Source organism: Staphylococcus ratti (assembly GCF_020883535.1).
Lineage (GTDB): Bacteria > Bacillota > Bacilli > Staphylococcales > Staphylococcaceae > Staphylococcus > Staphylococcus ratti.
In genome coordinates this window covers 821,336-846,151 of sequence record NZ_CP086654.1, presented here as the reverse complement: position 1 = coordinate 846,151, position 24,816 = coordinate 821,336, and the positions used below count along the sequence as shown (strand labels likewise).

Below are 24,816 nucleotides of genomic sequence, written 5' to 3'. Positions count from 1 at the left end.
CTTTATTTTTAAAAATTATCACAATCAATACAAACGCTTTTCTTGCCTTATCTTAACAGATTACTGATTTAATAAATTTGTGATTTCTCTATTGAAATCATCTAAGTCGTCAGGAATACGGCTCGTTACAATATTTTTATCCACTACTACAGACTCGTCTTTTACTGTTGCTCCTGCATTACTTAAATCTTTACGAACATTTAAAACTGCAGTTAAAGTACGTCCATTGAGCTCGTCTGTATCGATTAAAATTTGTGGGCCGTGGCAGATTGCAAATGTTGGTAAATCTTCTTTTAAAAAGTATTTTGCAAATGTGCCGTAACGACCTTCTTTGTCACCACGTAAATGGTCTGGAGAAAAGCCACCCGGTAAAAGTAAGCCATCATAATCTTCTGGCTTAGCATCAGCAATCGCTACATCTACTGTAGCTTTCTCACCATGTTTACCAACAACTTCAGCATTTGCAGAATCGCCGATAATTACCACTTCGTGTCCTGCTGCTTCAATCGCTTCCTTAGGACTTGTTAATTCAATATCTTCAAATTCATCAGCTAATAACACTGCTATTTTTTTCGCCACAATTATCACCTTTCCTAATTCAGTTTCTATTCAATTAATAACCGGAAAAAGCGATATTTAAACAACGTTTTATTTACGCAGTTGGTTTACTTTCTTTTCCAATTGATCTAAAAGTGAAATCCATTCATCTACATCTTTAATATCCACTTCGTCTGGATTGACTTGGTCGATGTCCTCTAAAAATTGTGTTAATCGAACTTTTACTTGATTCATTGTATGAGGCTCTTCCATAGTTATTCATTCTCCTTTATAATTGCATTTATCAATGCTATCATAACATGATTTTGATATTCCTCAATGTTTAATATCAAATCAAACTTTAGTTTTAGAGGAGTCTTAAAATGCTATACACAAAAAAAGAACCCATCTCAATACTCAACGATCCATGGGAAGCCCACCGAGATGTTGATCAATTTGGGGAGCTGACATTGAGCAACATTGAATTTACGACAACCAACCTATGTAATATGCGTTGTAGCCACTGCGCTGTAGGTTATACCCTCCAAACAACAGATCCTACCCCTTTGCCTATGTCACTTATCACGCAACGATTGGATGAAATCCCGCATTTAAAAACCATTTCCATTACAGGCGGAGAACCTATGTTTTCTAAAAAATCCATTCGTGAAGTCGTTAAACCACTACTAGAGTATGCGTTTCATCGCGGTATTTATGTACAAATGAATTCGAATTTAACATTGCCATTAGACCGCTATTTAGAAATTGCTGAATATATCGATGTAATGCATATTTCTCATAACTGGGGTACTATCGATACATTTACTGAAGTGGGCTTTGGCGCTATGACAAAAAAACCGCCATTGAAAGCGCGAGAAAATTTATATCATCAAATGATTTCTAATGCACGCACGTTAAGTGAACAAGGGATGTTTGTTTCCGCTGAAACAATGTTAAACAAAAGTACACAACCTCACTTAGAACGCATTCATCACGAAGTTGTTCATGATATGAAATGTCAACGTCATGAAATACACCCCATGTACCCTTCAGATTTCGCGAGTCAACTTGAAGTTTTGTCACTAGCTGAAATTAAAGCTACGCTACATCATTTACTTGATATTCGCGATCCAAACGTATGGATGTTATTTGGTACATTGCCTATTTTTCCTTGCATTGAAAATGAAGATGATCAACGTCTTAGAAAGAGCTTATTAAATGCACCGAATGTATCACTACGCAATGATCCAGATGGGCGCAGTCGTTTAAATGTGAATGTTTTTACCGGAAATGTTATTGTCACTGACTTTGGTGATGAGACAGGAACCATTTCAAATATTCAAAGAGACAACCTCAATGATGTTTTTCAAAAATGGCTGAGTACACTTCTTGCTCAATCATTAAATTGTCATTGTCCTAAGTTTAAATGTTTAGGACCTAATGTACTTGTTAAAAATATGTATTATTCTAACCTCGACTTCAAAATAAATGAACAAAAAATGCATCAAAACCATTAAAAAATTAAAACGCTAAGAATCATGATAAACAAAGCATTACACATGTATGACATGCAATGCATCATTAATCATTTTTCTTAGCGTCTCTTTGTTATCTTTTACTTATTGGTGTTTGTTTTTTATTTCTTCTAAAAAGGCGAGTGTTTTTTTACTTTCATGACGACGCTCTTTACGTCGTTTCACACGCACTTGTGCATTTTCATGGAACCATTTTTCAGTCGCAGATTCCGGATAAACTTCTGGCACTTGCGTAGGTTTGCCTTTCTCATCTAATGCAACAAAGGTTAAAAAGCTCAATGCCGCTAAATGTTCCTCATTGTTGTATACATCCTCAATTAAAATTTGAACACAAACTTCCATTGACGACGTACCTGAATACGTTACCATTGCCACATAATTAACAATGTCACCCGTTTTGATTGGCCGAATAAAATCTACCGAGTCTGTGGACGCTGTGACTACTTGCGTATTCGCATGTTTACATGCGCAAATCGCAGCGACTTCATCAATATTTGCCATCATCGTCCCACCAAATAATGTCCCTAAATGGTTGGTATCTTGAGGGAACACTTGTCGTGATTTGTACGATTTAGCTTCTTTCATTGCTTTTCTTTTTATCGTCATATTTTCTCCCCCTCTATGATTCAACCCAATTGCCATTTTGGAATATCAGCTCTTCATCCCCATTTTCAGTGATACCAAATATGTCTAAATCCGCACTGCCAATCATAAAATCAACGTGTGTCAGCGAATCATTGAGTCCATGTGCTTTCAATGCTTCTTCTGACATTTCAGTACCTCCTTTTAAATTAAACGCATATGCAGAGCCTAAGGCAATGTGACACGATGCATTTTCATCAAATAAAGTATTATAAAAAATGGTTTTTCTATTTGAGATAGGTGAATCGTGTGGGACGAGGGCAACTTCTCCTAATCGTCTTGCGCCTTCATCCGTTTCTAATAAAGATTTCAATACATCTTCGCCTTTTTCTGCACTATAATCTACAACTTCGCCATCTTTAAATGTTAGTTTAAACCCATCAATAATCGTCCCATTATAGCTCAAAGGCAATTTATTTGTTACATAGCCATTAACACGTTGTGCATGCGGTGCAGTAAAGACTTCTTCAGTAGGGATATTCGCAACAAACGCTTGTCCGCGTGGTGTGTAACTTGTCGCATCTTCCCAAATATGCCCTTGAGGTAAACCAATATACAAATCGGTACCTTCTGACAAATAGTGTAATGTCGTGTATGCTTTTTCGTTCAACATATCTGCTTTTTCTTTTAATAACGCTGTATGTTGTTTCCAATTTTCGATTGGATCATTTCCATCTACACGTACAATTTCAAGAATATCTTCTAAAAAGCGATTAAATGCCGCTTCTGCATCTAAATTTGGATACACACGTTGTGCCCAAGCCTTTGATGGGTAACATGCGACAAGCCATGGAAATTCATTTTTTTGTGATGCAATCATATAAGGTTTGAAAGCCTTACTGCGTTGTATTTGGGCTGCTTTGAGCTTTTCTGACGCTATACCACTTAACAATTCTGGATCTTCAGTAATCAATGCTAATGAACATGCCCCGCGCTCCACGTAGTCCATACGTTCATCTATATCATATGCTTGAATTGCGCGATTAAAAAATTGAACATCTTCATATTCATAACTCAAGCGTGTTAACTCAGGATCCGTATATTTTACGCGGACATCTGACGCACCTAACTTATACGCTTCTTCAACAATGAGACGTGTAAAGTCAACCGCCTCAACTGTAGAACGAAGATACACAGGTTGACCTTTTTGTACATTCAAACCGACAGTTACTAATAATTTTGCATATTGTTGCAATTTCTCATTTAAAGTCATTCTAATTCTCCTCCCCTAAGATGTTTATTTTGATTGACGAAGTTCACCTAAAACTTCAGTAATACCATTCATTTCGCTAGGGGTGAAATCATTTTTAGACATTACAAATTCATGAATCTCTTTAATTTCATCGTAATGTGCTTCACTAAAATTTGCTGGATCAATCAAACCTCGATTGACTAAGTTTAATTGCTCTCTTATATCTGTAATCATTGTTTCAATATTTTTTGACATACTATTCATCCTTTCATTTCTTATATTCTAGCAAAATCGGTCATTTTTTTGAAAAATTTTTGTCAAATGCACTTTAGAGTTGTTTAAAAAAGGGATAAAATGGGCATATAAACTAAGACATGAAGACATGGAGGGAACAACATGACAACAGTTGCATTTGTATGTCTCGGTAATATTTGTCGTTCACCGATGGCAGAAGCCATTATGCGCCAACGTTTAAAAGAACGTCAAATTGACGGCATCGACGTCTTTTCAAGAGGAACAGGCCGATGGAATCTTGGCGAACCCCCTCATAAAGGGACACAAAAAATCTTAAATGAACACCATATTCCATTTGATAATATGATTAGTGAATTGTTTACGGAAAATGACGATTTTGATTATATTATTGCAATGGATCAAAGTAATGTGGATAATATAAGACAAATCAATCCACAACTTAAAGGTAAGTTATTTAAGCTACTTGATTTTAGTGATATGGAAGATACAGATGTACCAGACCCATATTACACAAATAATTTTGAAGGTGTCTATGACATGATACAATCGTCTTGCGATAACCTTATTGATTATATTTTAGAGGATCTTAGGAAGGAGTAACAGTTATGCAAAACAAATTAATTCCAGGTATTTTAATTGGCGCAGCAGTCGGAGGTGCTATTGCACTTATCGATAAAAACACACGTTCATCAGTGAAAAATCAAGTTCAAAACATCAAATCTGGTGAAGCTACTGGAGAAGGTTCAAAAGTAGCACAACTTACTGATGAGTTTAAATATTGGAAAAATACAATCGAAGAAATTCGTCGTAATAATCCAGAATTAGAACGTTCATTACGTGACGCGAAAGAAACTTTCCAACAACGTAAAAACAATAGATAATACGTATCAATAAGCTTTTAGAAATTGAACGGCAAAGGCAATTTCGACGGGAGTGAACGATGAAATCTATTTCAACTACTGATTTCTGGTTTTCTTCCCTATAGAGGTTGCTTTTTTTATACTAACTATTAGAGGAGTTACACTATGGCAAATAAACATCATAAATCATCCGGTTTTGTTGAAGAAGCTAAAGACAAATTCCAAAAAAAAGCATCACATGAAAAAGAAAACAGTCCAAACCCTAATCGCCAAGGGGATGCGAAAGGAGATGTTCATGAAGACCATAATTTTGTGAAACCTCAGCCTTTCCAATCTAAAGAGGCCAAAAAGGATAACCAAACTTTCTTTGTTTCTCGTATTAATAAACCCGCAAAATATACTGATCGACCTAACTTTTTTTCTTATTTGATTTATCGTATAGGTAAAGATGATGCTTCAGGATTAGCCGCACAACTTGCGTATTATTTCATGTTATCGCTATTCCCAATGCTTATTTTTATCTTATCGTTAATTCCTTTATTCAAGATTGATCAACAATCTATTATTAGTCAAATAGAATCCAACGCACCGGATCAGGCCTCATCCATTATTACGAACATTTTGACGGATGTCATGAGTAATGCAAATGGCGGTATTTTATCATTTGGTTTGATTCTTGCCTTGTGGACGGCTTCAAATGGAATGACGGCATTAATGAATTCATTTAACGTGGCCTACGATGTTGAAGATAGCCGTAACTTTTTAGTCTCTAAAGCAATGGCTGTATTCTTTACTTTATTAATTGGTATCACAATGCCAATTACTTTAGTCCTCTTTACATTTGGTCAACAAATCGGCAACATTTTATTTGGACCGTTAGGCCTTGATGAAGCAGTAAGATGGGTATTTGGTTTATTGCGCACAGTTTTACCGGTTCTTGCAATTTTCATCGTCTTCACATTACTTTATACGATGGCACCTAACGTCAAAATCAAATTAAAATCAGTGTTACCTGGCGCACTTTTTGCGACAGTCGCATGGATTTTAGGTACGCTTGCATTCGGATATTATGTATCTAACTTTGGAAATTACTCTAAAACTTATGGCAGTATCGGTGGTGTCATCGTGCTCATGTTGTGGTTATACATCACAGGCTTTATTCTTATTATAGGTGCTGAAGTCAACGCTATTTTCCACCACCGTAAAGTGGCTAAAGGTAAAACACCTGAAGAAATCACGTATGATGAGATGGATGAACGTGGCGAAGAAGATTTAGCGGAAGCTTATAACAATATGGGAGATGAAACACACCCTTCCCAAGAAAATGAAAACCGATCTAAATCTCAAAAGCATACACAATATGAGGCACCTGATGCAGTTGAACGTACAAATGACGGACACTCAAATCATATCAAAACAAAAGATAATTAATAACTTGAAACTTTTCAGACACACTCATGGAGGAACTGTATCATGACTTTACTAGAAAATATTCTAGAGTTTAATAAATCGTTTGTGGAAAATAAAGAATATGAAGCTTATAAAACAAGTAAAAAACCTTCTAAAAAAGCTGTTTTGCTTACTTGTATGGATACACGTTTACAAGACTTGTCCACTAAAGCTTTAGGATTTAATAATGGGGATTTAAAAGTCGTTAAAAATGCAGGAGCGACAATTTCTCATCCTTATGGTTCTACAATGCGTAGTTTAATTGTAGGTATTTATGCACTAGGCGCAGAAGAAATTATCATTATGGGACATAAAGACTGTGGCATGGGTAATCTTAACGTAGACGACGTGATTGAGACGATGAAATCACGTGGCGTTAATCCTCAAGTCTTCGATATATTAGGTCATTCTGGTATCAATGTCCCTAACTTTTTAAAAGGATTTGATGACGTTTATGAGAATGTCCGTCAAAATATTCAAATGATATACGATCATCCCCTATTTGACCGCACAGTTCCTGTACATGGGCTTGTGATTGACCCTCACACTGGTGAGTTAGAACTTGTTCAAGACGGTTATAAACATATATGATCAACAATAAAAAACTATCCAGTTTATGAATAGTTAAATCTAGGCTAGAACGTTACAACGTTCTAGCCCTTTATACTTAAAAAGCAGGATGCGCTTAACGCTCCCTGCTTAAAATAAAATATCTTATTCAATAAGACCATGTTGAAACGCATAAATTACTGCTTGCGTACGGTCTTGTACTTCTAACTTACTTAATATATTACTCACGTGTGTTTTAACAGTTTTAATCGTAATATGTGACGCACTGGCAATTTCTTGGTTTGAGTAGCCTTTAGAAATGAGTAAAAGAATTTCCATTTCTCTTTCTGTTAAAAGCTCATAAAGCTCTGCCCGTTGTCGCATACGATTTCTCATTTTAACGAGTACTTCTGCTTCAAATACCGATTCACCTTTAGCAGTTTTACGGATCGCTTCTGCAATATCACTTGCGCTTGTTGTTTTTAATATATAACTGTCTACACCAGCATCAAGTGCGCGATAAACCTCTTTATCTTCAATATAACTTGTGAGCATGACAACTTTTATACGCGGCAAATCTTTTTTAATTTGCATTGTAGCTTCTACACCGTCCATATCTGTCATCACTAAATCCATTAATATTAAATCCGGTTGCAGTTCGTGTGCTTTTTCAATCGCTTCTTTACCAGAAGCGCCTTCTCCAACAACTTCAATATCTGTTTGTGTAGATAAATAACTCGAAATGCCGATTCTTACCATCTCATGGTCATCTACAAATAGTACTTTAATCGTCATTATGTCCCTCCTTATCTAGTGGTGCTTTTACTTCAATCCTTGTCCCTGAATCAGGTAATGATACAATATGAAATGTTGCCCCAATTTCCATCGCACGTTCGCGCATATTTTTTAATCCATAACTTTGTTCCATCTTATCATCAACATTAAACCCAATACCATCATCTTGAATACGGAGTAAAATATAATCCTCACGTTGTAGCAATTCTACAGTCACTTCTGTGCCTTTAGAATGCCGCAACGTATTAGATATCGCCTCTTGCGTAATCCGAAAAAGATGATCTTCCATACCTTTTGGGACATCAAATTCTCCAATGTCTTGAACGACATTCAATGGGATTTTACGTTGTAAATCAGATACCAATGATTGAATACCTTCGCCCAAGGATTTGTCTTTTAATCCTATTGGTCGTAAATGGAGCAATAACGCTCGCATTTCCAGTTGAGAATCTTGAACCATTTTTTCTAAAGTTGGAATTTGTTGGCTTAGGGGTGGCTCCAGTGGCGTTTCTTTAATCGCAGACAGCATCATACTCGCCGCAAATAATTGCTGCGACACACTGTCGTGTAACTCTCGCGCCAATCGATGACGTTCATCTTCAATAATTTTTTGAACTTTGGAATCGTTAATATTGTAGGATTCATTCGTTAAATTCTGTGTTTTAATGCGCATTTTATGTAATTCTTGGTTTAACGGTACTAATGATTCGTACAATTCTAGCGTCTCTTGATAAAGCTCTATTTGATGATCGTTCACACCGACCGTTTCTCCTTCAATCGCACGCTCAATTTGAGCTTTTAACCAATCATTTTGTTGATTATTTTTATAAGCAAGTACACTTCCAACGATGATACATAAAAAAATCGCAATAAGGTTCAAAAACAAAAACACAGGTACTCCGAAAATTTGTGTATAAAACATACCTTGAAAGAAAATAATATTCGTAAAAATATTATCGATAAAGAAAAAAGCAGTGAATAAACTGTATACCAAAATAAGCATAGAGCCTATCGAGCGTACATATTGATTCATCGATAGATCACCTCTACATCACCTATGAAGGTTGAAACAAAAATATTCACGGTATAGCGATCTGATTTTTGCGTAGATTCTAATTTTATATTATTATTTTCAAGTTTCAAACGTTGATCTTCAAAACCGATGCTTCCATAAAAAGCAGCCACGTTAAGGTTTACATTATAATTTAAAGGCACAATAACCTGTACTTTTCCTACAATATGCCTAATTACAATATTATTTTGCGATTTTAAGTTAGCCGCTTTGGTCATATCAATATAAACGTCACCAATGCCGTGTTGCACTTGCAAATCTTCCCATTTGTAAACAAAAACAGGCGTTTTCTGTTCTCCAAACCATTTCTGTTTAATAAAAGATGTGGAAAATGCGGCATCATTCGATGCCATAATTTGCAACGGTTTACGTTTATAAACAATATAACGAATCGCAACGATAATCATAAATATAAACAATATTACAAGGGTGTATTTATTAGATAATAAAGTAAATAAAACCATTAAAACCCCTATCCAAAAACATAAGAGCCCTCTCACTTTATGGAAGTAAATGTACCCTACATACATAAGAATACTTCCTAATAGCAGCACAAAAAGAAAACCAATTTTTTCGAAGAAGATATAGTAAAAATTGGCTATAATCATTAATGCCGTAAAAATAATTAAGAGCTCAGTCGAAATATATTTTTGTGTCATATTTCCACCTTTCTAGTATGCTAATTTTAACGATAATAACAAATCACACGCTTGTTGTTTTTGCTTTCTTTCGTCGCTAAGGTGATTTAAGTATTGTTCTAAATGAGCATACTCGTATTCAATTTCATTTAAATCATGTTTCATTTTAGCAATGTTTTCATCATGAATTTTTTCGGGACATTGCATATGTTGCTCATCTAATAAGTCGATATATTTATTTTCTAATGCAACGGTCTGTCTGTCAATTAACAACTGCAGGTGTGTTTTCTTTCGTTGTGTGTAAAATATCGTATAATCTATTTCACGAATTTTATTGTAAAGTGAAGCTAAACAGTCACTCAATTCATGGTCATATAATTGTTTAAAAAATCGTTCAATATATTCTTTAAATTGTCTCATCATAGAATCACCTCATATAACGATTCTATTATAAAATGGCTCCATTCCCTTTGTAATAGGCCATGGAACCATCTTTTGTTAAGACTAAAGTCCGAATATTATTCTGTTTCGATTAATGTCGTTAATAATGGACCATCTTTTGTAACGACGATCGTATGTTCTACTTGAGCGACATAACTTTTATCTTTCGTCTCAAACGCCCATTCGTTTTTGCCCTCTGTTACAAAAGAAGCATTCGAAGAGATGAATGGTTCTACTGCTAACACCATTCCTTCCTTGAGTAATGTTTTATCTTGAGGTTCATAGTAATTCATAATGTGAGATGGCGCCTCGTGAAGCGATTGCCCCACACCATGTCCAGTTAAATTTTTAATAACTTTCAAATCATTTTTTCGTGCCGTAGCATGTACTGCTTTTCCAATTTGGCTTAATTTTCCACCTGGTTTGATTTTAGTCATTGCTGCATCAAAAGCCTCTTGCGCTACGTCGCATACCTTTTGTTTCATTGGCTCATCCGTTTCACCAACTACAAAGGAAATGCCTGTATCTGCATAAAAGCCATTTTTTAAAGCAGAGACGTCAATATTAACTAAGTCTCCTTCTTTTATAACACGTTTACTTGGAATACCATGCGCCACTTCCTCATTCACACTGATACAAGTTTGACCAGGAAAGTTTTCATCATGAATAGGCGCCGAAATGGCTCCTTTCTCCGCGAACATTTCTTTAGCTATGTTATCTAATTCTTTAGTAGTGACACCTGGTACTGTTGCTTTAACCATTGTATTTCTAATTTCAGCACAAATCGCGCCGATTTCTTTAAGTCCTTGAAGTTCTTCTTCTGTTTTAACAATCATTAATAATCCCGTTCCTTTTTAAATTTCTTATTCTTCTTTACTATATCATTATTTTTCAGAAATGCCATTCTGATAACTTTATTAATTTAAGAAACTATACTATAACTTCTGTGAAAAGACATAATTGTGAAAGCGATACACGAGAGATATGAAAGTCTGTTGCCATTTCTCATATTTCTGATCTCTAAGGTTCTTCACAGACTTAAAATTTGTTATACTTGGTTTAATATTATTACAGGAGCAAAAAAGATGAACGGAACACGCATCAAAAACGTTATTGGCGCTAGAACAATTAAGACAGGCCTCGCTGCATTTTTAACTGCTTTGTTTTGTTTATGGCTCAACCTCAACCCAATCTTTGCCATACTATCTGCAGTCGTTACGATTGAGCCAACAGTTAAAGCCTCTATCACAAAAGGTTACAAACGTTTACCTGCCACAGTTATGGGCGCTTTCATTGCGGTCGTATGTACCTATATTTTTGGTGATAACTCTGCTTTTGCCTATGGGATTACTGCAACATTAACGATTTTATTATGTATTAAGTTTAATTTGCACGTCGGTATTACAGTAGCAACTTTGACGGCACTCGCCATGATTCCTGATATTCATGAAGATTACATTTTTAATTTTCTTTCTCGCTTACTTACAGCGATTATTGGATTGGTCACTGCCGGTTTAGTGAACTTTATTGTATTGCCTCCAAAATACTACACTCAAATCGATACATTAATTGATGAAACTGAAATACAAATCTATGCGTTATTCAAACAAAGAATTAAAGAACTCCTCATCGGTCAATTTCACTCAGACAAAAGCGATCAAGCTGTTGAAAAGTTACATATTAATAATGCACGTATTGAAGAATTATTAGGATTTCAAAGAGATGAATTAAAATACCATAAATCTAAAAACCGTTCAGATGAATGGTTAAGAATACGAAAACTCACAAACCGTGCGCACGAAAATAGATTGTTAATTACACATCTATCTAATATTATTTACCTTCCAGAAGATGGTCTCATTTTATTTAATGACGCTGAGAAAAGAGCGATTATTGCGATCACAAATAGAATTGCTCAAATTAAAGAAAAAGGCACATTTGAACCTGAGCGTAAAGCCGCGACGACACTTAAAAACTCTGTTAAAGGGCTAAATGAATTTGATATTAACCAAGTTAAAAGTCATACGATCTATGAAATTTTGCTTATTTATCGTATTTTACTTTTACGTTTCAAAAAATAAGGAGCGCGAGACGAAATCATAATGATTTCTGTCTCACACTCCTTATTTTTTACTTTTTTGATTATTTTTACGTGCACGATCAATGAGCACTTGTTTGGCTTGTTCTTCAGCTGTATTATCAATTTGTTTCGGTTCAAAAGGAATGCCTTTACGTTTAGCTGCTGCTTCTAATAGATAATCTGTCATCTCATGATTTTTAGGTAATACAGGACCGTGTAAGTACGTTCCTAGTAAGTTTTTGTAATGAATACCTTCTTTTTGATCTGTTGCATTATTTCCATATCCATAAGTAACGTGACCTAACGTATCGAATTGGTGATACGTACGCCCACCATGATTCTCAAAACCAACAATCGTACCAAATGTCTCACTTTCAATAACGACATCCCCAGTTAAACGTTCTGGTTGTGATTCTGTATAAAAGTTTAAAATGTTTAAACCTTCTAATGTTTGACCATCTGGAGTAATATATTTTTCACCTAAAAATTGATATCCTCCACATACCGTCAAACCAGGTAAACCGTCTTCAATCGCAGTTTTAAGTTGTGTTTTAATTTTAGCTAATTCTTTAGTGGCTAAAGCTTGTTCTCGGTCACTTCCTCCACCAATAAAGAAAATATCGGCTTCTGATAAATCAATGCCTTCTGTTTCATTGATATCGACAACTTTCAGTTTAATATTGCGTTGTTTGGCACGATATTTTAAAGCCATAATATTACCGATATCGCTATACAAATTTAATTTATCTGGCATAAAATGAAAAACCGTTAACTCATACATTTATTTCTCCTCCTTAAACGAGCGCACTAACTGATCTAGCATAGGCGTTAAAGAGGTATAATTCGGAATCGCAACTGTAAATCCTTCAAACTCCATAGAACGCGCTGCAGCTTTATAGATGTCTTTTTCCAAAATAATAGGCGCATTAATTTCAGCCAACTTCAATCTTAACTGTAATTCTTCTGCACGTGATCCCGTAACAATAATGGCTTCGATATCTTGAGAAGACAATTTTTCAAAATCCGCGTCGTATATCCACGATGTATCACGACCATCAGCTGCAAAATCGTTTAAACTCATTAAATAAACTTTGCGTTCAGGTAATTTTTCGCCCATAGAAATCGATGCATTCATTCCAGCTGGATTTTTAGCTAAATTAATTAATGCTTTTTTCTGTCCTTGTTCAAAATACTGCATACGACCATTATCTGATGTATACGTTTCAAATCCTTTACGAATGCGCTCGTCGTTTAACCCTAGTTCTTTTAAAACTGCATACGCTGCTAAAGCGTTATATGCATTAAAATCACCTGCTATTTTCATATCAAATACAGTGTCATTAATATGAAGTTTAAGAAATGGATTAATCTCAAAACGCTCGATTTCATATTTAGGCTGTTTACGCTCAAAGCCGCAAACACAAGAATAATGCCCTAACTGATTGTAATGAACATATTCATAATTCAACATTTTGCCGCAGTTCGGACAGTAACGACTTTCGTTCATCGTAGACTGTTCAAAATCATATGCCTGTTTCGCCATACCGTAATAGGTCACATGTTGGCTTGCTTTTTTTAAACGGCTTACAAAAGGATCGTCCGTATTTAAAATGAGCGCAATACCTTTGTTTTCAATTGCTGAAATAATATTGTTAACCATGATATCTATTTCACCGAAACGGTCCATCTGATCGCGGAAAAAGTTGGTGAACACCATTTTAGTAGGTGTCATTTCTCTTAAAACACGTGGAATTGACCCTTCATCTATTTCAATAATAGCTATTTTAGTCTCAGGTTTGGATTGCACAATAAAAGCTGACGTAATTCCTGCAGCCATATTTGCACCTTCATTATTATGAATAATCGGAATTTGATTGACTTTTAACGTATGGCCGATAAGGTTAGATGTTGTCGTCTTCCCATTTGTTCCACTAATAAACACAACTTCATCTACTTTTTCGGCTAATTTACGCAATATATTTTGATCAATTTTACGGGCTACTTGACCTGGTAAGTCAGTCCCTTTTTTACCAGCAGCACGACTTGCTTTTCGCGCTAACTTGGCCATCTGAATCGCAGTCCATTGTCTCATAAACAATTCTCCTTCAATTTTCGCTTAGCATATTATACCATGCTCAACACTAATACAAAATCAAAAGCACAAAATGAGATTTTATTCTTTGCATACATTCTATTCCATTGGGTAAAATGGGAATGAAGGATGCATTTTTGGAGGGATATTATGATAGATAAACAATTATTAGAGAAATTAAATGACCAGATGAACCATGAATTTTTTGCTGCACATGCCTATATGGCGATGGCTGCATATTGTGATCATAACGCTTATGAAGGCTTTGCAAACTTTTTTATTCAACAAGCAAAAGAAGAACGTTTTCACGGTAAAAAGATTTATGATTATATTAACGACCGTGGAGAAAAAGCGGTATTTTCTTCACTCAATGCACCAAAAGTTGATTTCAAATCCATTTTAGAAACATTTGAAGATGGCTTAAAACAAGAACAAGAAGTAACAAAGCGTTTTTATAACTTATCTGAAATTGCCAATGAGAAAAAAGATTACGCGACAATATCATTTTTAAATTGGTTCTTAGATGAACAAGTTGAAGAAGAATCAATGTTTGAAACACACATCGACTACTTAAAACGTATCGGTGATGATTGTAATACGTTGTACTTGTATGAAAAAGAACTCGCAAACCGTTCTTTTACAGAAAGTGAATAAAAACGATTTGCTATAAATAAAAGTGCCACGATGTTGTAGTGAACTTAAAAGTCGAATTTCTGTTCAACATTTAAGTGCAAAACGTTCATTCGTTGGCACTTTTTTAGTTTTTATGATAAGATTTGTCTCTATTTTAAGAATAAGGAAGAGGTGTTTCAATGGCACATCCTAGTTATGTCGCTTTAGATTTTGAAACTGCCAATTATAAACGAACGAGTATCTGCTCTGTTGGTATGGTTAAAGTTGTCAATCATGAACTTACTGAAACCTTTTATACATTGGTCAATCCGAAAGACTTTTTTGCCACTAAAAACATAGCCATTCATGGTATTCATTCTGAGGATGTGCAAAATGCCCCAGATTTCAGTTATGTTTACCCTTATATGCTCCAATTCATCGAATCATTACCTGTCGTAGCACATAATGCTGCGTTTGACATGTCTGTTTTACATGCAAGTATAAAAGCCCATCAATTCGAGACACCGGACTTAACTTATTTTTGTTCTTATCAACTTTCCAAAAAAACAGTGGCGACGCAACGAAATGGCCTTAAACATATGATGCAATATTATAATTTGGATTTTCACGGACATCATGACGCTTTAAATGATGCCAAAGCATGTGCGATGATTACATATCGCTTACTCCAACATTATCCAAGTTTAGAAAGCGTATTGCGTGTTTATGGCAAGAATTTACAAGATAAAGATGTTCTATAAATAATCGTAAATCGTCATATTACGATAAAATGCATCTTCTAATCCTCCTACCGTAACACCTATAAGACGAATTGGCACATCCGCTTCTTTGACTTCATAATATAAGTCATAAGCGATTTGATAAATCTCCTCCGATTCTTTAATAGGAGCTATTAGGCTTTTTTGCTTAGACATATTTTTGAAATCTTTCGTTTTAATTTTTACTGTGACAGTCCGTCCTGATTGATTCAATTGTCCTAATCGCCGCTCAATCATTTTGCTAAGCTCTTCTACCTTGCCTAAAATTTGCTCGTCGTCATTCGTATCTAAAGAAAATGTGCGTTCTGCACCCACGCTTTTACGTATACGTTCAGATTTTACTTCGCGGTGATCGATGCCTCTTGCACGTTCATACAAATGATGACCTCTCTTACCAAAAAGAAAAATTAAATCACGCTCACTTTTATGATATAAATCTTCGCCTGTAAAAATACCGTGTTCATGCATCTTTTCTTTGGAGACCTTGCCTACTCCAGGAAAATCTCCAATGTCTAATTGCATCAAAGTCTCATGTACATTGTTATAATCAATTACTGTTAGCCCATTAGGTTTATTCATACCACTCGCTAATTTAGCTAAAAATTTATTGTACGAAACGCCAGCACTCGCAGTGAGTTTCGTTTTTTCGAAAATGTCTCGCCGGATGAATTGGGCAATTTGAGAAGCTGGTAAATCAGGTCGAACCAATTCTGTAATATCTAAATACGCTTCATCTAAAGATAACGGTTCAACGCTATCAGTATAGCTTTTAAATATATCCATAATCTCTTTAGACACTGTTCTGTATACTTCAAAACGCGGCGTTACATAATAACCATTTGGACATAGTTGATGGGCACGTGCCATGGGCATTGCGGAATGTACACCGTAGGCTCTTGCTTCATAGGAGGCAGTTGAGACAACGCCACGTCCACTTGCTTTCCCTCCTACAATAACTGGCTTCCCTTTAAGATGAGGTTGGTCACGTACCTCAACTTGCGCAAAGAAGAAATCCATGTCAATATGAATAATTCTCCGTTCTGTCATCAATGCCACCTCCTTAAAAATGCATCCTCTCCTCGTGTATTCACCTTGATGTTAACAATCATAAAAATTTATCGCTACTTTTATACATCTATACATTAAAAATGAAATAAATGATGTCAATACAAAGTATGGTCGTTAGTTAGGCTCATAAGCTTTGAAGTATATGATATAAATAAGGGGACTAGGACATTTTGGATATCCTAATCCCCTGTTGCACACATACTATTATGGACAACATGCTAAGCATTTCAATGATTGATACAACTTAACTTTTTAAACATTGCTTTCCTTAGTATCAACTTGCGTATTTGGCTTCGCTTCATTAACATATAATATTAAACCAAACTCTGCCAATTCTACCGTCTGAATTTGTTTATTACTCAACGCTAAAATGACAAGATAAATTGCCAAACATGAATACCCCATATGAAATGAAAATACAAAAATGACATATGTATTTGGCACGTTAATGAATAAAATAAGTAATAACATATTGATGACAATCATCGGCAACAACATGACGATCATAAACGAGATACGGTTCATTTTTACATTTGGTAAATAACTCATAATCATGCCAGAAATCACTTTATATTTAGGGCGTGTTTCTTTGTATAATCTTCTAAATAATACATAACGCAACAGTTCATGAAAAGCAATCAACACACATAACCCTATCGCACCAACAATCAAATTGGCGATAATATTTTTTTCATCTAATCCTGTAATGGCCATAGACCATTTATAGCTTAAAACAATAAACACAAGTGCAACGATAAATTGGGACAATAATAAACGTTTCAACACTTTAGGATTTGCAAATAAATCTAACGTATACAAGTTATCACCCTCTTACGGATAAGCTTATTTACAGTATACATGATTCATTTGCGTTATTGTAGCACATTCCTATCATCATTTAGTCTTAGAAGGTCACTTACTTAATATTTCTATAATCTCCCCATATTGTTGCTGCTCGATATGTCCACTTCTTGCAAAACTTCCCCAAATCTTTTTCATCGTTCGACCTGCAGTTTCGATAGTTTCTTCTGATAATAAGGTAAATAAAGGTGATTTCATATAAGGTTCTGTGTTAAATAACAATGCAAGTTCGGAACTATGTCCCGCGGAGAAGAAATGTTCTTTTTTTAACCAATTAAATTGATAATAATACGCGTGTCCTGATTGATTCATATATTCTCGATAAAAAGTATAAGCAGGTTTGGCATAAATGCTTCTTGTTAATAATTTAATTATTCCGCTTACACCCCATTTAAGCACCGGTAACGCGCTTACTTGACGTTGAAAAGTATTCATATAAATAAAAACATTTACTTCTCTTGACGTATGACCAATTAATAAATCAATATGTGGTGCACGTTGCGCTATAACGGATGGTAAATCTGCTTCTTTCGGTAAAGGATAGACGCCGTAATGAGGGCCAAACGGCATCAATTTTGTAAATCCCTTACCTTCATTGTTAGAAGCTAAAAAAGTTTGCATCTTTTTAAAGTCACTTAGATCTGCATGACGGTCAAGAGATTTAAGTGCTTCTAACATTTTAAGCGTCATCTGGTGACGCCCTTTCATCAGTCCTATAGGCGCACTTTGAATGATGGCTCTTTGAAACAAAAATTCCGTCCCATCTGCTACCATTAAGGCGCGCACCGATTCTCCACCCGATGATTGCCCAAAAATGGTAATGTTTTCTGGATTTCCCCCAAAATCTTTAATATTACGCTTCACCCATTTCAACCCTTCAATTTGGTCTAAAATCCCTAAATTAGCCAATTCGCCTTGTTGATTTCTTAAAAATCCTAGAACGCCTAATCGGTAACTAAGGTTAACAACAATGACATTCTCTTGTTCTACTAAAGGTGAAGGATCATATTCTGGATTTTCACCACTCCCATTAACAAATGAACCGCCATGTATCCAAATCATGACAGGAAGCGGTGTTCGCATCTCCTGGCTAGGCCTTGTTATAGATAGATATTGAGGGAATTCTGTTTGTTCCAGGGCTTCATAATCCGTGCCAATGTAAAAAGATTCAAAAGGTGAGTGAGATTGCAGAGCGATCGGTGCATGCGTGGTAGCTTGAATCGTTTCTGTCTTATATTGATAAGGTTCAGGGTTCCCAAAACGTGTTGCATAGGCGTAACGAATACCTAAAAATTGTTGAATTGCACCATGCTCAATTCCAATGATTTTGCCTATACGTGTCGGGATTTGGATTTCTTTACCTATCATGCATTCACCCCTTTTTTAATGTTTTTTACGTGTCATAAGTGCTACCGTCTCTACATGCGTCGTATGAGGAAACATATCAACAGGTGTCACTTCTTTTAAGTCATATTTATCTAATAATAACTGAATATCTCGCAATTGCGTGCTTGGGTTACATGAAATATAGACGATTTTTTCGGGCTCTAATTGATTTAATGTTTCAATAAAAGTAACATCACAGCCTTTTCTTGGTGGATCTACTGTCACAACATCTGGCCGAATACCTTGTTTTTGCCAGTCTAAAATGACTGTTTCAGCCGGTCCAGATACAAAAGTCGTATTATGAAATTCATTTAATTCTGCATTTCGTTTCGCATCTTGTATCGCTTCTGGAACTACTTCAACACCATATACATGTCGAGCTTTATTAGCCATTGATAAAGCAATGGTACCTATGCCACAGTATGCATCTATTACTGTTTCTTGTCCTGTCAAACCTGCGTACTTAACCGCAATATCGTATAGTTTTTGTGTTTGCAAAACATTGATTTGATAAAAGGATTTGTCATTAATTTTAAATTTCAAGTCGCCTAAAGTATCTTCTATCGTCGCTTCTCCAAATATCGTTTGACTTCGCTCTCCCATAATCACATTGGATTTTTCTTTATTACTATTAATTTTAATACTTTTAATTTGAGGGAAAGCTCCAGTCAATGCATGTGAAATTTCTTCTTGATAAGGGAGTGTGTCACCGTTAAGCACAAAAATAATCATAATTTCATCGGAATAGTACCCTTTTCTTATAACAACATGTCTCACTAATCCTGTATGTTTTAATTCGTGATACGGTGGGATGTCATACTGATTTAACAAATCTCGAATGGTCGTCATAATGTCATTTTGAGCTTGGTATTGGATCATGCATTTATCCATATTAATAATGGCGTGACTACGTTGACGATAATAGCCCATTTCTATTGCTCCCCGTTTGCCTCCAACTGGAATTTGAGATTTATTTCTGTAAAACCATGGCTGTACCATACCTACAGTTGGGTGAACAGGAACATGCGACATTTTCCCTTTTCTATGAAACAAATTCATCACTTGATTACGTTTCATTTCTAGTTGTGCTTCATAGCTTAAATGCTGCAGTTGACATCCGCCACATTTTTCATAATACACACAAGGCGGAAGTTCACGATCTGCACTTTCTTTTTGTATTTCAATCAATTTGCCAATTGCAAAATTTTTCTTCACTTTGATGACTTTATACTGTATTTGTTCACCAATTAAAGTTTGAGGGATAAAAATGGGATAGGCATCAATTTTAACTACCCCATGCCCTTCATGGGTGAAATCAATGACTTCTCCATCTAACATTTGATTTTTGTACACTACTGACATTTTATTTTCCCCGTTTCCTAACTTTGAAATTTGTCATAATTGAAGGGAGGAGACCAGCAATGATGACGTTCTTTTGCTGATCTACTCCCTGTTATTCAGATTGCTTTGGTTTATCAATTAATAAATCATTATCTTTTTTCGTTTGAGAGAATATTTCAATATGACGCACTAAATTCAAGAAATTTGCTGGTAATTGTCCGCCGTACTCCCCATCTACATTAAGAGACATATTGCTGTAAGATGAGATATTTACAGATTGGGCTTTGTAATAATGCACTTTAGGGTGATTAATATGTTCACCACGAGAAGCCAGTGTCATAATGTGACCCATCTCAGCAAGATTACATTTTTCCACAATTAACAAAGTAAAATTACCGTCATCTAGTTTAGCATCTGGCACAAGCTTTTCAAAGCCTGCCATTGAATTGGTTAACCCTAATAAAAACAACATAATCTCGCCTTCGAATACATTTTCATCGTATTCGATACGCACATCGACCGCATGCATTTGAGGTAGCATTTCAAAACCTTTAACATAATATGCAAAAGAACCAATAATGGATTTAAGCTTACTAGGTGCTTCGTAGGACACTTCGGTAGGTTTGCCTCCACCAGCTAAATTGATAAAATAGCGGCTGTTCATTTTTCCAATATCAACTTGAACTGACTTCCCCTGTATAATGACATCGACAGCTTCAAAAATATCATTAGGCAAGTGTAAAGCACGACCAAAATCATTTACCGTTCCCATCGGTATCAATCCTAGCTTAGGTCGATTAGGCTTTTCTGCAATTCCATTGACGACTTCATTTAAAGTGCCGTCTCCACCAGCCACAATGAGCAAATCGTAATCACGGTCAATGGCACGAGCAGCTTCTTCCGTAGCATCTCCAACTTTTTGGGTTGCATAAGCACTTGTTTCGTAACCAGCTTGTTCTAATTTAATTAAAACATCCGGTAAAGCTTTTTTGAATAATTCTTTCCCAGACGTCGGATTATAAATAATTCTCGCACGTTTTCTCATTTAGATCCCTCAATTTTTCTGTACTCAACATTTATATTATAGTAACTTGCCTTCTATTAAAAGTCATTTACACCAATAATTTTGAGGAAGCGCGCGTAGACAATAAATATCATGCTTGAACTTTACTTCTAATAGATTTTAAATCATTAAATCAAATGCACTTTGGATGTATGTTTCATATCATTGATTCGCCTTTGTAAGGGTGTTTTAACGTGAGCAATGATAGCGCGTGCCATCATAGGTAAAACTAATTAAGGGATGAGCGTTATGCCCATCCCTTCGTTCCATATAAAACTTAACACTCGTAATAAATAAAATATTATCTATTCTATGTGGTACGTTAAGTTTTACGCTTTATCTAATTCTTCTTTTAATAATTTATTCGCAAGTTGCGGATTAGCTTGGCCTTTAGATAATTTCATAATTTGACCTACTAAGAAGCCCATCGCCTTGCCTTTACCATTTTTATAGTCTTCAACAGATTGTGGATTTTGTTCGATTGCTTGTTGTACAAATTCTAATACTGCGCCCTCATCAGAAATTTGAACTAGTCCTTTATCTTTCATAATTTGTTTCGCATCGCCACCATTTTGGGCTAGTTCTGGGAAGACTTTTTTCGCGATTTTACTACTCATTGTGCCATCTTCAATGAGTTTAATCATGCCAGCTAAATTTTGAGGTGTTAAACCTGTATCTTGAAGTTCAATTTGATTTTTATTGAGATATTCATTTACGCCACCCATTAACCAGTTAGATGTCATTTTAATGTCTGCACCTTCTGCCACAGCACTTTCAAAGAAGTCCGACATTTCTTTAGTTAACGTTAACACATGTGCATCATATTCAGGAAGTCCATATGATTTAACATATTTTTCTTTACGTGCGTCTGGTAATTCAGGAATCGTTTCACGTACACGTTCTTTCCACGCTTCATCGATATATAAAGGTACGATGTCTGGCTCTGGGAAATAACGGTAATCATCAGAAGCTTCTTTGACACGCATTAAAATCGTTTTACCTGTAGACTCATCAAAACGACGCGTCTCTTGTAAAATTTGCCCGCCATTCAATAATTCTTCTTCTTGACGTTTTACTTCGTACTCTAAACCTTTTCTAACGTTATTAAATGAGTTTAAGTTCTTTAATTCTGCTTTAGTACCAAATTCTTTTTGGCCATAAGGACGTAATGAAATGTTTGCATCACAACGTAAAGAACCTTCTTCCATTTTACCGTCAGAAACGCCTGTATATTGGATAATCGCACGTAATTTTTCTAAATAGGCATAAGCTTCTTCTGGAGAACGCATATCTGGTTCAGATACAATTTCCACTAATGGTGTTCCTTGACGGTTTAAGTCTACAAGAGAATAACCATCTTTATGTGTTGATTTACCTGCGTCTTCTTCCATATGAAGACGTGTAATACCGATACGCTTTGTTTCTCCATTTACTTCGATGTCGATGTATCCTTTTTCACCAATCGGCTGATCTAATTGTGAAATTTGATATGCTTTCGGATTATCTGGATAAAAATAGTTTTTACGGTCAAATTTAGATTCTGTTGCAATTTCCATATTCAATGCCATTGCTGCACGCATTGACCAATCTACCGCACGACGGTTTACTGTTGGCAACACACCAGGATAACCTAAGTCTATAACAGATGTATTAGTATTCGGCTCAGCACCATATGCAACAGGCGCATTAGAAAACATTTTTGAATCTGTTTTCAATTCTACGTGGACTTCAAGTCCGATTACGGTTTCAAAATGCATTTACTGCCACTCCTTATAATTTTTGATAATGATCATGTAAATTGAATTGCGTTTCAAATTGGTATGCCACACGGTACAATGTTTTTTCATCAAATGGTTTACCAATTAATTGTAATCCTATTGGGCGTCCGTTTTCTGCTAATCCACATGGAATTGAAATACCTGGTAATCCGGCTAAATTCACAGGTGTCGTTAACAGGTCGTTCGCATACATTGTCAATGGATCATCAATCTCACTGCCTAAATCAAAAGCAACAGTCGGTGTTGTTGGCCCAATTACGACATCATAATTTTCAAATACATTTTCAAAATCGTTTTTAATTAATGTTCTTACTTTTTGTGCTTTTTTGTAATATGCATCATAATAGCCCGAACTTAATACATAAGTTCCTAAAAAGATACGTCGTTTAACTTCCTCACCAAAGCCTTCACTACGAGACAATTTGTAAAGTTCTTCCAAGTTCGTCGCTTCTTTAGAATGGTAACCATAGCGAATACCATCAAAACGCGCCAAGTTAGAAGATGCTTCTGCAGATGCAATAACATAATATGAAGGAATACCATAAGCCGTACGTGGTAGCGATACTTCTTCAACGATAGCACCTAAAGATTTAAATGTTTCTACAGCTTTAAGCACGGATGCTTTAACTTCTTCATCTACGCCATCACCAATGTATTCTTTTGGTAATGCTATTTTCATACCTTTTACATCTTTGCCGATGTCAGACGTAAAATCAGTAGAAACATCCGGTGCACTTGTAGAATCAAGCTCATCTTCACCTGTAATCGCTTCTAAAACAAGAGCGTTATCTTTAACGTTTCGTGTTAATGGTCCAATTTGGTCTAAAGATGAAGCGAAAGCAACAAGACCAAAACGAGATACACGACCGTAAGTTGGTTTCAATCCAACTACACCACAATAAGCAGCAGGTTGTCTAATAGAACCACCTGTATCCGTACCTAATGTGAATGGCACTAAACCAGCAGCAACAGCCGCAGCTGAGCCACCCGAAGAACCTCCAGGCACTGCTTTATGATCAAATGGGTTAACCGTTTGTTTGAAGTAAGACGTTTCAGTTGAACCGCCCATTGCAAATTCATCTAAATTCACTTTCCCAATTAAAACACCATTTTCTGAGTGCAACTTTTTCATTACTGTAGATTCGTAAATTGGTACAAATCCTTCTAACATCTTACTTGCACAAGTTGTTTCTAGACCTTCCGTAATGATATTGTCTTTAATGCCCATAGGAATCCCGAAAAGCTTACCTTCAATTTCTCCAGCTGCTTGCTTCGCATCGAGTTCCTCGGCTTTTTTTAGCGCATTTTCTTTATCTAAACCTAAAAATGATTTGATTTGTGGATCAGTCTCTTCAATCGCATCATAAATATCTTTTACAATTTCTGAAGGCTTAATTTTATTTTCTTTAATCATTGTTTGTAAATTTTCAATTGATTCGTAACGGATGCTCATAATTACGCGTCCTCCCCATTCATCACTGCAGGGACTTTAAACTGTCCTGCCTCTACCTCTTTGGCATTTGCTAATGCTTTTTCTTGTGGTAATCCTTTATGCGCCACATCGTCTCGCAAAACATTTTGCAAATCTAAAACGTGATTCGTTGGTCTTACATTTTCTGTATCTACTGAATCAATTTGATGACAAAAATCCAACACACCTGCTAACGTTTCTTGAATTTCTTTAGATTCTTCATCTGTCACATTTAAACGCGCAAGGTTAGCAATATGCGTTACTTGTTCATGTGTTATTTCAGTCATGACTGTATTATCCTCCTTAAAAATTCTCTTTTA

28 protein-coding genes are annotated in these 24,816 nt (G+C 35.6%); 8 read left to right on the top strand and 20 right to left on the bottom strand.

What is annotated here, in order from left to right:
- Positions 1–60: 60 nt before the first annotated feature.
- Positions 61–579 (bottom strand): type 1 glutamine amidotransferase domain-containing protein, encoded by a 519-nt coding sequence (locus tag LN051_RS03960; RefSeq protein ID WP_229293298.1) that lies wholly within the window; start codon positions 577–579, stop codon positions 61–63.
- Positions 580–648: 69 nt separating this feature from the next.
- Positions 649–810, bottom strand: a complete 162-nt coding sequence (locus LN051_RS03955) for an SE1561 family protein (RefSeq protein WP_229293297.1) — start codon at positions 808–810, stop codon at positions 649–651.
- 110 nt (positions 811–920) lie between these two features.
- Here LN051_RS03955 and yfkAB point away from each other — a divergent pair, with 110 nt between their 5' ends.
- Positions 921–2,054, top strand: coding sequence for a radical SAM/CxCxxxxC motif protein YfkAB (gene yfkAB / locus LN051_RS03950; protein WP_229293296.1), 1,134 nt, complete (start codon positions 921–923; stop codon positions 2,052–2,054).
- A 102-nt stretch (positions 2,055–2,156) separates the two neighbouring features.
- Here the strand turns inward: yfkAB and LN051_RS03945 are convergent, their stop codons facing one another.
- The 3 genes from LN051_RS03945 to LN051_RS03935 are packed head-to-tail and all read right to left on the bottom strand — an operon-like array spanning position 2,157 to position 4,161.
- Positions 2,157–2,678, bottom strand: a complete 522-nt coding sequence (locus LN051_RS03945; RefSeq protein WP_229293295.1) for an acyl-CoA thioesterase — start codon at positions 2,676–2,678, stop codon at positions 2,157–2,159.
- 13 nt (positions 2,679–2,691) lie between these two features.
- Entirely contained in the window at positions 2,692–3,927 is a 1,236-nt protein-coding gene (locus tag LN051_RS03940) for an aminopeptidase (RefSeq protein WP_229293294.1), read from the bottom strand.
- A gap of 24 nt (positions 3,928–3,951) precedes the next feature.
- Positions 3,952–4,161 (bottom strand): DUF1128 domain-containing protein, encoded by a 210-nt coding sequence (locus LN051_RS03935; protein WP_229293293.1) that lies wholly within the window; start codon positions 4,159–4,161, stop codon positions 3,952–3,954.
- 141 nt (positions 4,162–4,302) lie between these two features.
- On the opposite strand from LN051_RS03935, the gene LN051_RS03930 reads away from it, so the two are divergent.
- From LN051_RS03930 to LN051_RS03915, 4 genes are all read left to right on the top strand, one after another.
- Positions 4,303–4,761 carry a low molecular weight protein-tyrosine-phosphatase gene (locus LN051_RS03930; RefSeq protein WP_229293292.1) on the top strand — a complete coding sequence of 153 codons (459 nt, stop codon included), beginning with the start codon at positions 4,303–4,305 and terminating at the stop codon, positions 4,759–4,761.
- Positions 4,762–4,766: 5 nt separating this feature from the next.
- Positions 4,767–5,042, top strand: coding sequence for a YtxH domain-containing protein (locus tag LN051_RS03925; protein WP_229293291.1), 276 nt, complete (start codon positions 4,767–4,769; stop codon positions 5,040–5,042).
- Positions 5,043–5,186: 144 nt separating this feature from the next.
- Positions 5,187–6,452, top strand: a complete 1,266-nt coding sequence (locus tag LN051_RS03920) for a YihY/virulence factor BrkB family protein (protein WP_229293290.1) — start codon at positions 5,187–5,189, stop codon at positions 6,450–6,452.
- 42 nt (positions 6,453–6,494) lie between these two features.
- A complete protein-coding gene (locus tag LN051_RS03915; RefSeq protein ID WP_229293289.1) occupies positions 6,495–7,061 on the top strand; it encodes a beta-class carbonic anhydrase in 567 nt (188 codons plus the stop codon).
- 123 nt (positions 7,062–7,184) lie between these two features.
- On the opposite strand, the gene vraR is transcribed toward LN051_RS03915, so the two are convergent.
- From vraR to map, 5 genes are all read right to left on the bottom strand, one after another.
- The gene (vraR, locus tag LN051_RS03910) at positions 7,185–7,814 is read right to left on the bottom strand and encodes a response regulator transcription factor VraR (RefSeq protein ID WP_229293288.1); all 630 of its coding nucleotides are present in this window, start codon (positions 7,812–7,814) and stop codon (positions 7,185–7,187) included.
- Positions 7,804–8,847 (bottom strand): sensor histidine kinase, encoded by a 1,044-nt coding sequence (locus LN051_RS03905; protein WP_229293287.1) that lies wholly within the window; start codon positions 8,845–8,847, stop codon positions 7,804–7,806. Before LN051_RS03905 ends, vraR begins: the two co-directional genes overlap by 11 nt.
- Positions 8,844–9,545 carry a cell wall-active antibiotics response protein VraT gene (gene vraT / locus LN051_RS03900; protein WP_229293286.1) on the bottom strand — a complete coding sequence of 234 codons (702 nt, stop codon included), beginning with the start codon at positions 9,543–9,545 and terminating at the stop codon, positions 8,844–8,846. The genes LN051_RS03905 and vraT overlap by 4 nt, the downstream gene beginning before the upstream one ends.
- A 12-nt stretch (positions 9,546–9,557) precedes the next feature.
- Positions 9,558–9,947 carry a hypothetical protein gene (locus LN051_RS03895; protein ID WP_229293285.1) on the bottom strand — a complete coding sequence of 130 codons (390 nt, stop codon included), beginning with the start codon at positions 9,945–9,947 and terminating at the stop codon, positions 9,558–9,560.
- A 95-nt stretch (positions 9,948–10,042) separates the two neighbouring features.
- Complete coding sequence (gene map, locus LN051_RS03890; RefSeq protein ID WP_229293284.1) at positions 10,043–10,801, bottom strand: type I methionyl aminopeptidase; 759 nt, start codon at positions 10,799–10,801, stop codon at positions 10,043–10,045.
- A 249-nt stretch (positions 10,802–11,050) separates the two neighbouring features.
- Here map and LN051_RS03885 point away from each other — a divergent pair, with 249 nt between their 5' ends.
- Entirely contained in the window at positions 11,051–12,046 is a 996-nt protein-coding gene (locus LN051_RS03885; RefSeq protein ID WP_229293283.1) for an FUSC family protein, read from the top strand.
- A gap of 42 nt (positions 12,047–12,088) precedes the next feature.
- Here LN051_RS03885 and gatD read toward each other — a convergent pair whose 3' ends face one another.
- Positions 12,089–12,826, bottom strand: coding sequence for a lipid II isoglutaminyl synthase subunit GatD (gene gatD, locus LN051_RS03880; protein WP_229293282.1), 738 nt, complete (start codon positions 12,824–12,826; stop codon positions 12,089–12,091).
- Entirely contained in the window at positions 12,827–14,137 is a 1,311-nt protein-coding gene (gene murT / locus LN051_RS03875; RefSeq protein ID WP_229293281.1) for a lipid II isoglutaminyl synthase subunit MurT, read from the bottom strand.
- Between the two features lie 150 nt (positions 14,138–14,287).
- Here murT and LN051_RS03870 point away from each other — a divergent pair, with 150 nt between their 5' ends.
- Together LN051_RS03870 and LN051_RS03865 are read left to right on the top strand one after the other, a co-directional pair.
- Entirely contained in the window at positions 14,288–14,791 is a 504-nt protein-coding gene (locus LN051_RS03870; protein ID WP_229293280.1) for a ferritin, read from the top strand.
- A 158-nt stretch (positions 14,792–14,949) separates the two neighbouring features.
- Positions 14,950–15,510 (top strand): 3'-5' exonuclease, encoded by a 561-nt coding sequence (locus LN051_RS03865; RefSeq protein ID WP_229293279.1) that lies wholly within the window; start codon positions 14,950–14,952, stop codon positions 15,508–15,510.
- On the opposite strand, the gene dinB is transcribed toward LN051_RS03865, so the two are convergent.
- The 8 genes from dinB to gatC form a co-directional block, all read right to left on the bottom strand.
- Positions 15,505–16,575: a DNA polymerase IV gene (gene dinB, locus LN051_RS03860; protein WP_229293278.1), complete on the bottom strand. Its 1,071-nt coding sequence runs from the start codon at positions 16,573–16,575 to the stop codon at positions 15,505–15,507. The two genes, LN051_RS03865 and dinB, sit on opposite strands and share 6 nt — an antisense overlap.
- Before the next feature lie 273 nt (positions 16,576–16,848).
- Entirely contained in the window at positions 16,849–17,415 is a 567-nt protein-coding gene (locus tag LN051_RS03855) for a DUF3267 domain-containing protein (protein ID WP_229293277.1), read from the bottom strand.
- A 93-nt stretch (positions 17,416–17,508) separates the two neighbouring features.
- The gene (locus tag LN051_RS03850) at positions 17,509–18,825 is read right to left on the bottom strand and encodes a carboxylesterase family protein (RefSeq protein WP_229293276.1); all 1,317 of its coding nucleotides are present in this window, start codon (positions 18,823–18,825) and stop codon (positions 17,509–17,511) included.
- Between the two features lie 15 nt (positions 18,826–18,840).
- A complete protein-coding gene (gene rlmD / locus LN051_RS03845) occupies positions 18,841–20,205 on the bottom strand; it encodes a 23S rRNA (uracil(1939)-C(5))-methyltransferase RlmD (protein ID WP_229293275.1) in 1,365 nt (454 codons plus the stop codon).
- 91 nt (positions 20,206–20,296) lie between these two features.
- Complete coding sequence (locus tag LN051_RS03840) at positions 20,297–21,229, bottom strand: diacylglycerol kinase (protein ID WP_229293274.1); 933 nt, start codon at positions 21,227–21,229, stop codon at positions 20,297–20,299.
- Positions 21,230–21,576: 347 nt separating this feature from the next.
- A complete protein-coding gene (gene gatB / locus LN051_RS03835; RefSeq protein WP_229293273.1) occupies positions 21,577–23,004 on the bottom strand; it encodes an Asp-tRNA(Asn)/Glu-tRNA(Gln) amidotransferase subunit GatB in 1,428 nt (475 codons plus the stop codon).
- 13 nt (positions 23,005–23,017) lie between these two features.
- Positions 23,018–24,478 carry an Asp-tRNA(Asn)/Glu-tRNA(Gln) amidotransferase subunit GatA gene (gatA, locus tag LN051_RS03830; RefSeq protein ID WP_229293272.1) on the bottom strand — a complete coding sequence of 487 codons (1,461 nt, stop codon included), beginning with the start codon at positions 24,476–24,478 and terminating at the stop codon, positions 23,018–23,020.
- Positions 24,479–24,480: 2 nt separating this feature from the next.
- A complete protein-coding gene (gene gatC, locus LN051_RS03825) occupies positions 24,481–24,783 on the bottom strand; it encodes an Asp-tRNA(Asn)/Glu-tRNA(Gln) amidotransferase subunit GatC (protein WP_229293271.1) in 303 nt (100 codons plus the stop codon).
- Positions 24,784–24,816: the final 33 nt, after the last annotated feature.

What these genes read in the sequence shown, in the direction of transcription:
- LN051_RS03955 (WP_229293297.1), bottom strand. Translation starts at nt 810, where the DNA reads ATGGAAGAGCCTCATACAATGAATCAAGTAAAAGTTCGATTAACACAA.
- yfkAB (WP_229293296.1), top strand. Translation starts at nt 921, where the DNA reads ATGCTATACACAAAAAAAGAACCCATCTCAATACTCAACGATCCATGG.
- LN051_RS03945 (WP_229293295.1), bottom strand. Translation starts at nt 2,678, where the DNA reads ATGACGATAAAAAGAAAAGCAATGAAAGAAGCTAAATCGTACAAATCA.
- LN051_RS03940 (WP_229293294.1), bottom strand. Translation starts at nt 3,927, where the DNA reads ATGACTTTAAATGAGAAATTGCAACAATATGCAAAATTATTAGTAACT.
- LN051_RS03935 (WP_229293293.1), bottom strand. Translation starts at nt 4,161, where the DNA reads ATGTCAAAAAATATTGAAACAATGATTACAGATATAAGAGAGCAATTA.
- LN051_RS03930 (WP_229293292.1), top strand. Translation starts at nt 4,303, where the DNA reads ATGACAACAGTTGCATTTGTATGTCTCGGTAATATTTGTCGTTCACCG.
- LN051_RS03925 (WP_229293291.1), top strand. Translation starts at nt 4,767, where the DNA reads ATGCAAAACAAATTAATTCCAGGTATTTTAATTGGCGCAGCAGTCGGA.
- LN051_RS03920 (WP_229293290.1), top strand. Translation starts at nt 5,187, where the DNA reads ATGGCAAATAAACATCATAAATCATCCGGTTTTGTTGAAGAAGCTAAA.
- LN051_RS03915 (WP_229293289.1), top strand. Translation starts at nt 6,495, where the DNA reads ATGACTTTACTAGAAAATATTCTAGAGTTTAATAAATCGTTTGTGGAA.
- vraR (WP_229293288.1), bottom strand. Translation starts at nt 7,814, where the DNA reads ATGACGATTAAAGTACTATTTGTAGATGACCATGAGATGGTAAGAATC.
- LN051_RS03905 (WP_229293287.1), bottom strand. Translation starts at nt 8,847, where the DNA reads ATGAATCAATATGTACGCTCGATAGGCTCTATGCTTATTTTGGTATAC.
- vraT (WP_229293286.1), bottom strand. Translation starts at nt 9,545, where the DNA reads ATGACACAAAAATATATTTCGACTGAGCTCTTAATTATTTTTACGGCA.
- LN051_RS03895 (WP_229293285.1), bottom strand. Translation starts at nt 9,947, where the DNA reads ATGATGAGACAATTTAAAGAATATATTGAACGATTTTTTAAACAATTA.
- map (WP_229293284.1), bottom strand. Translation starts at nt 10,801, where the DNA reads ATGATTGTTAAAACAGAAGAAGAACTTCAAGGACTTAAAGAAATCGGC.
- LN051_RS03885 (WP_229293283.1), top strand. Translation starts at nt 11,051, where the DNA reads ATGAACGGAACACGCATCAAAAACGTTATTGGCGCTAGAACAATTAAG.
- gatD (WP_229293282.1), bottom strand. Translation starts at nt 12,826, where the DNA reads ATGTATGAGTTAACGGTTTTTCATTTTATGCCAGATAAATTAAATTTG.
- murT (WP_229293281.1), bottom strand. Translation starts at nt 14,137, where the DNA reads ATGAGACAATGGACTGCGATTCAGATGGCCAAGTTAGCGCGAAAAGCA.
- LN051_RS03870 (WP_229293280.1), top strand. Translation starts at nt 14,288, where the DNA reads ATGATAGATAAACAATTATTAGAGAAATTAAATGACCAGATGAACCAT.
- LN051_RS03865 (WP_229293279.1), top strand. Translation starts at nt 14,950, where the DNA reads ATGGCACATCCTAGTTATGTCGCTTTAGATTTTGAAACTGCCAATTAT.
- dinB (WP_229293278.1), bottom strand. Translation starts at nt 16,575, where the DNA reads ATGACAGAACGGAGAATTATTCATATTGACATGGATTTCTTCTTTGCG.
- LN051_RS03850 (WP_229293276.1), bottom strand. Translation starts at nt 18,825, where the DNA reads ATGATAGGTAAAGAAATCCAAATCCCGACACGTATAGGCAAAATCATT.
- rlmD (WP_229293275.1), bottom strand. Translation starts at nt 20,205, where the DNA reads ATGTCAGTAGTGTACAAAAATCAAATGTTAGATGGAGAAGTCATTGAT.
- LN051_RS03840 (WP_229293274.1), bottom strand. Translation starts at nt 21,229, where the DNA reads ATGAGAAAACGTGCGAGAATTATTTATAATCCGACGTCTGGGAAAGAA.
- gatB (WP_229293273.1), bottom strand. Translation starts at nt 23,004, where the DNA reads ATGCATTTTGAAACCGTAATCGGACTTGAAGTCCACGTAGAATTGAAA.
- gatA (WP_229293272.1), bottom strand. Translation starts at nt 24,478, where the DNA reads ATGAGCATCCGTTACGAATCAATTGAAAATTTACAAACAATGATTAAA.
- gatC (WP_229293271.1), bottom strand. Translation starts at nt 24,783, where the DNA reads ATGACTGAAATAACACATGAACAAGTAACGCATATTGCTAACCTTGCG.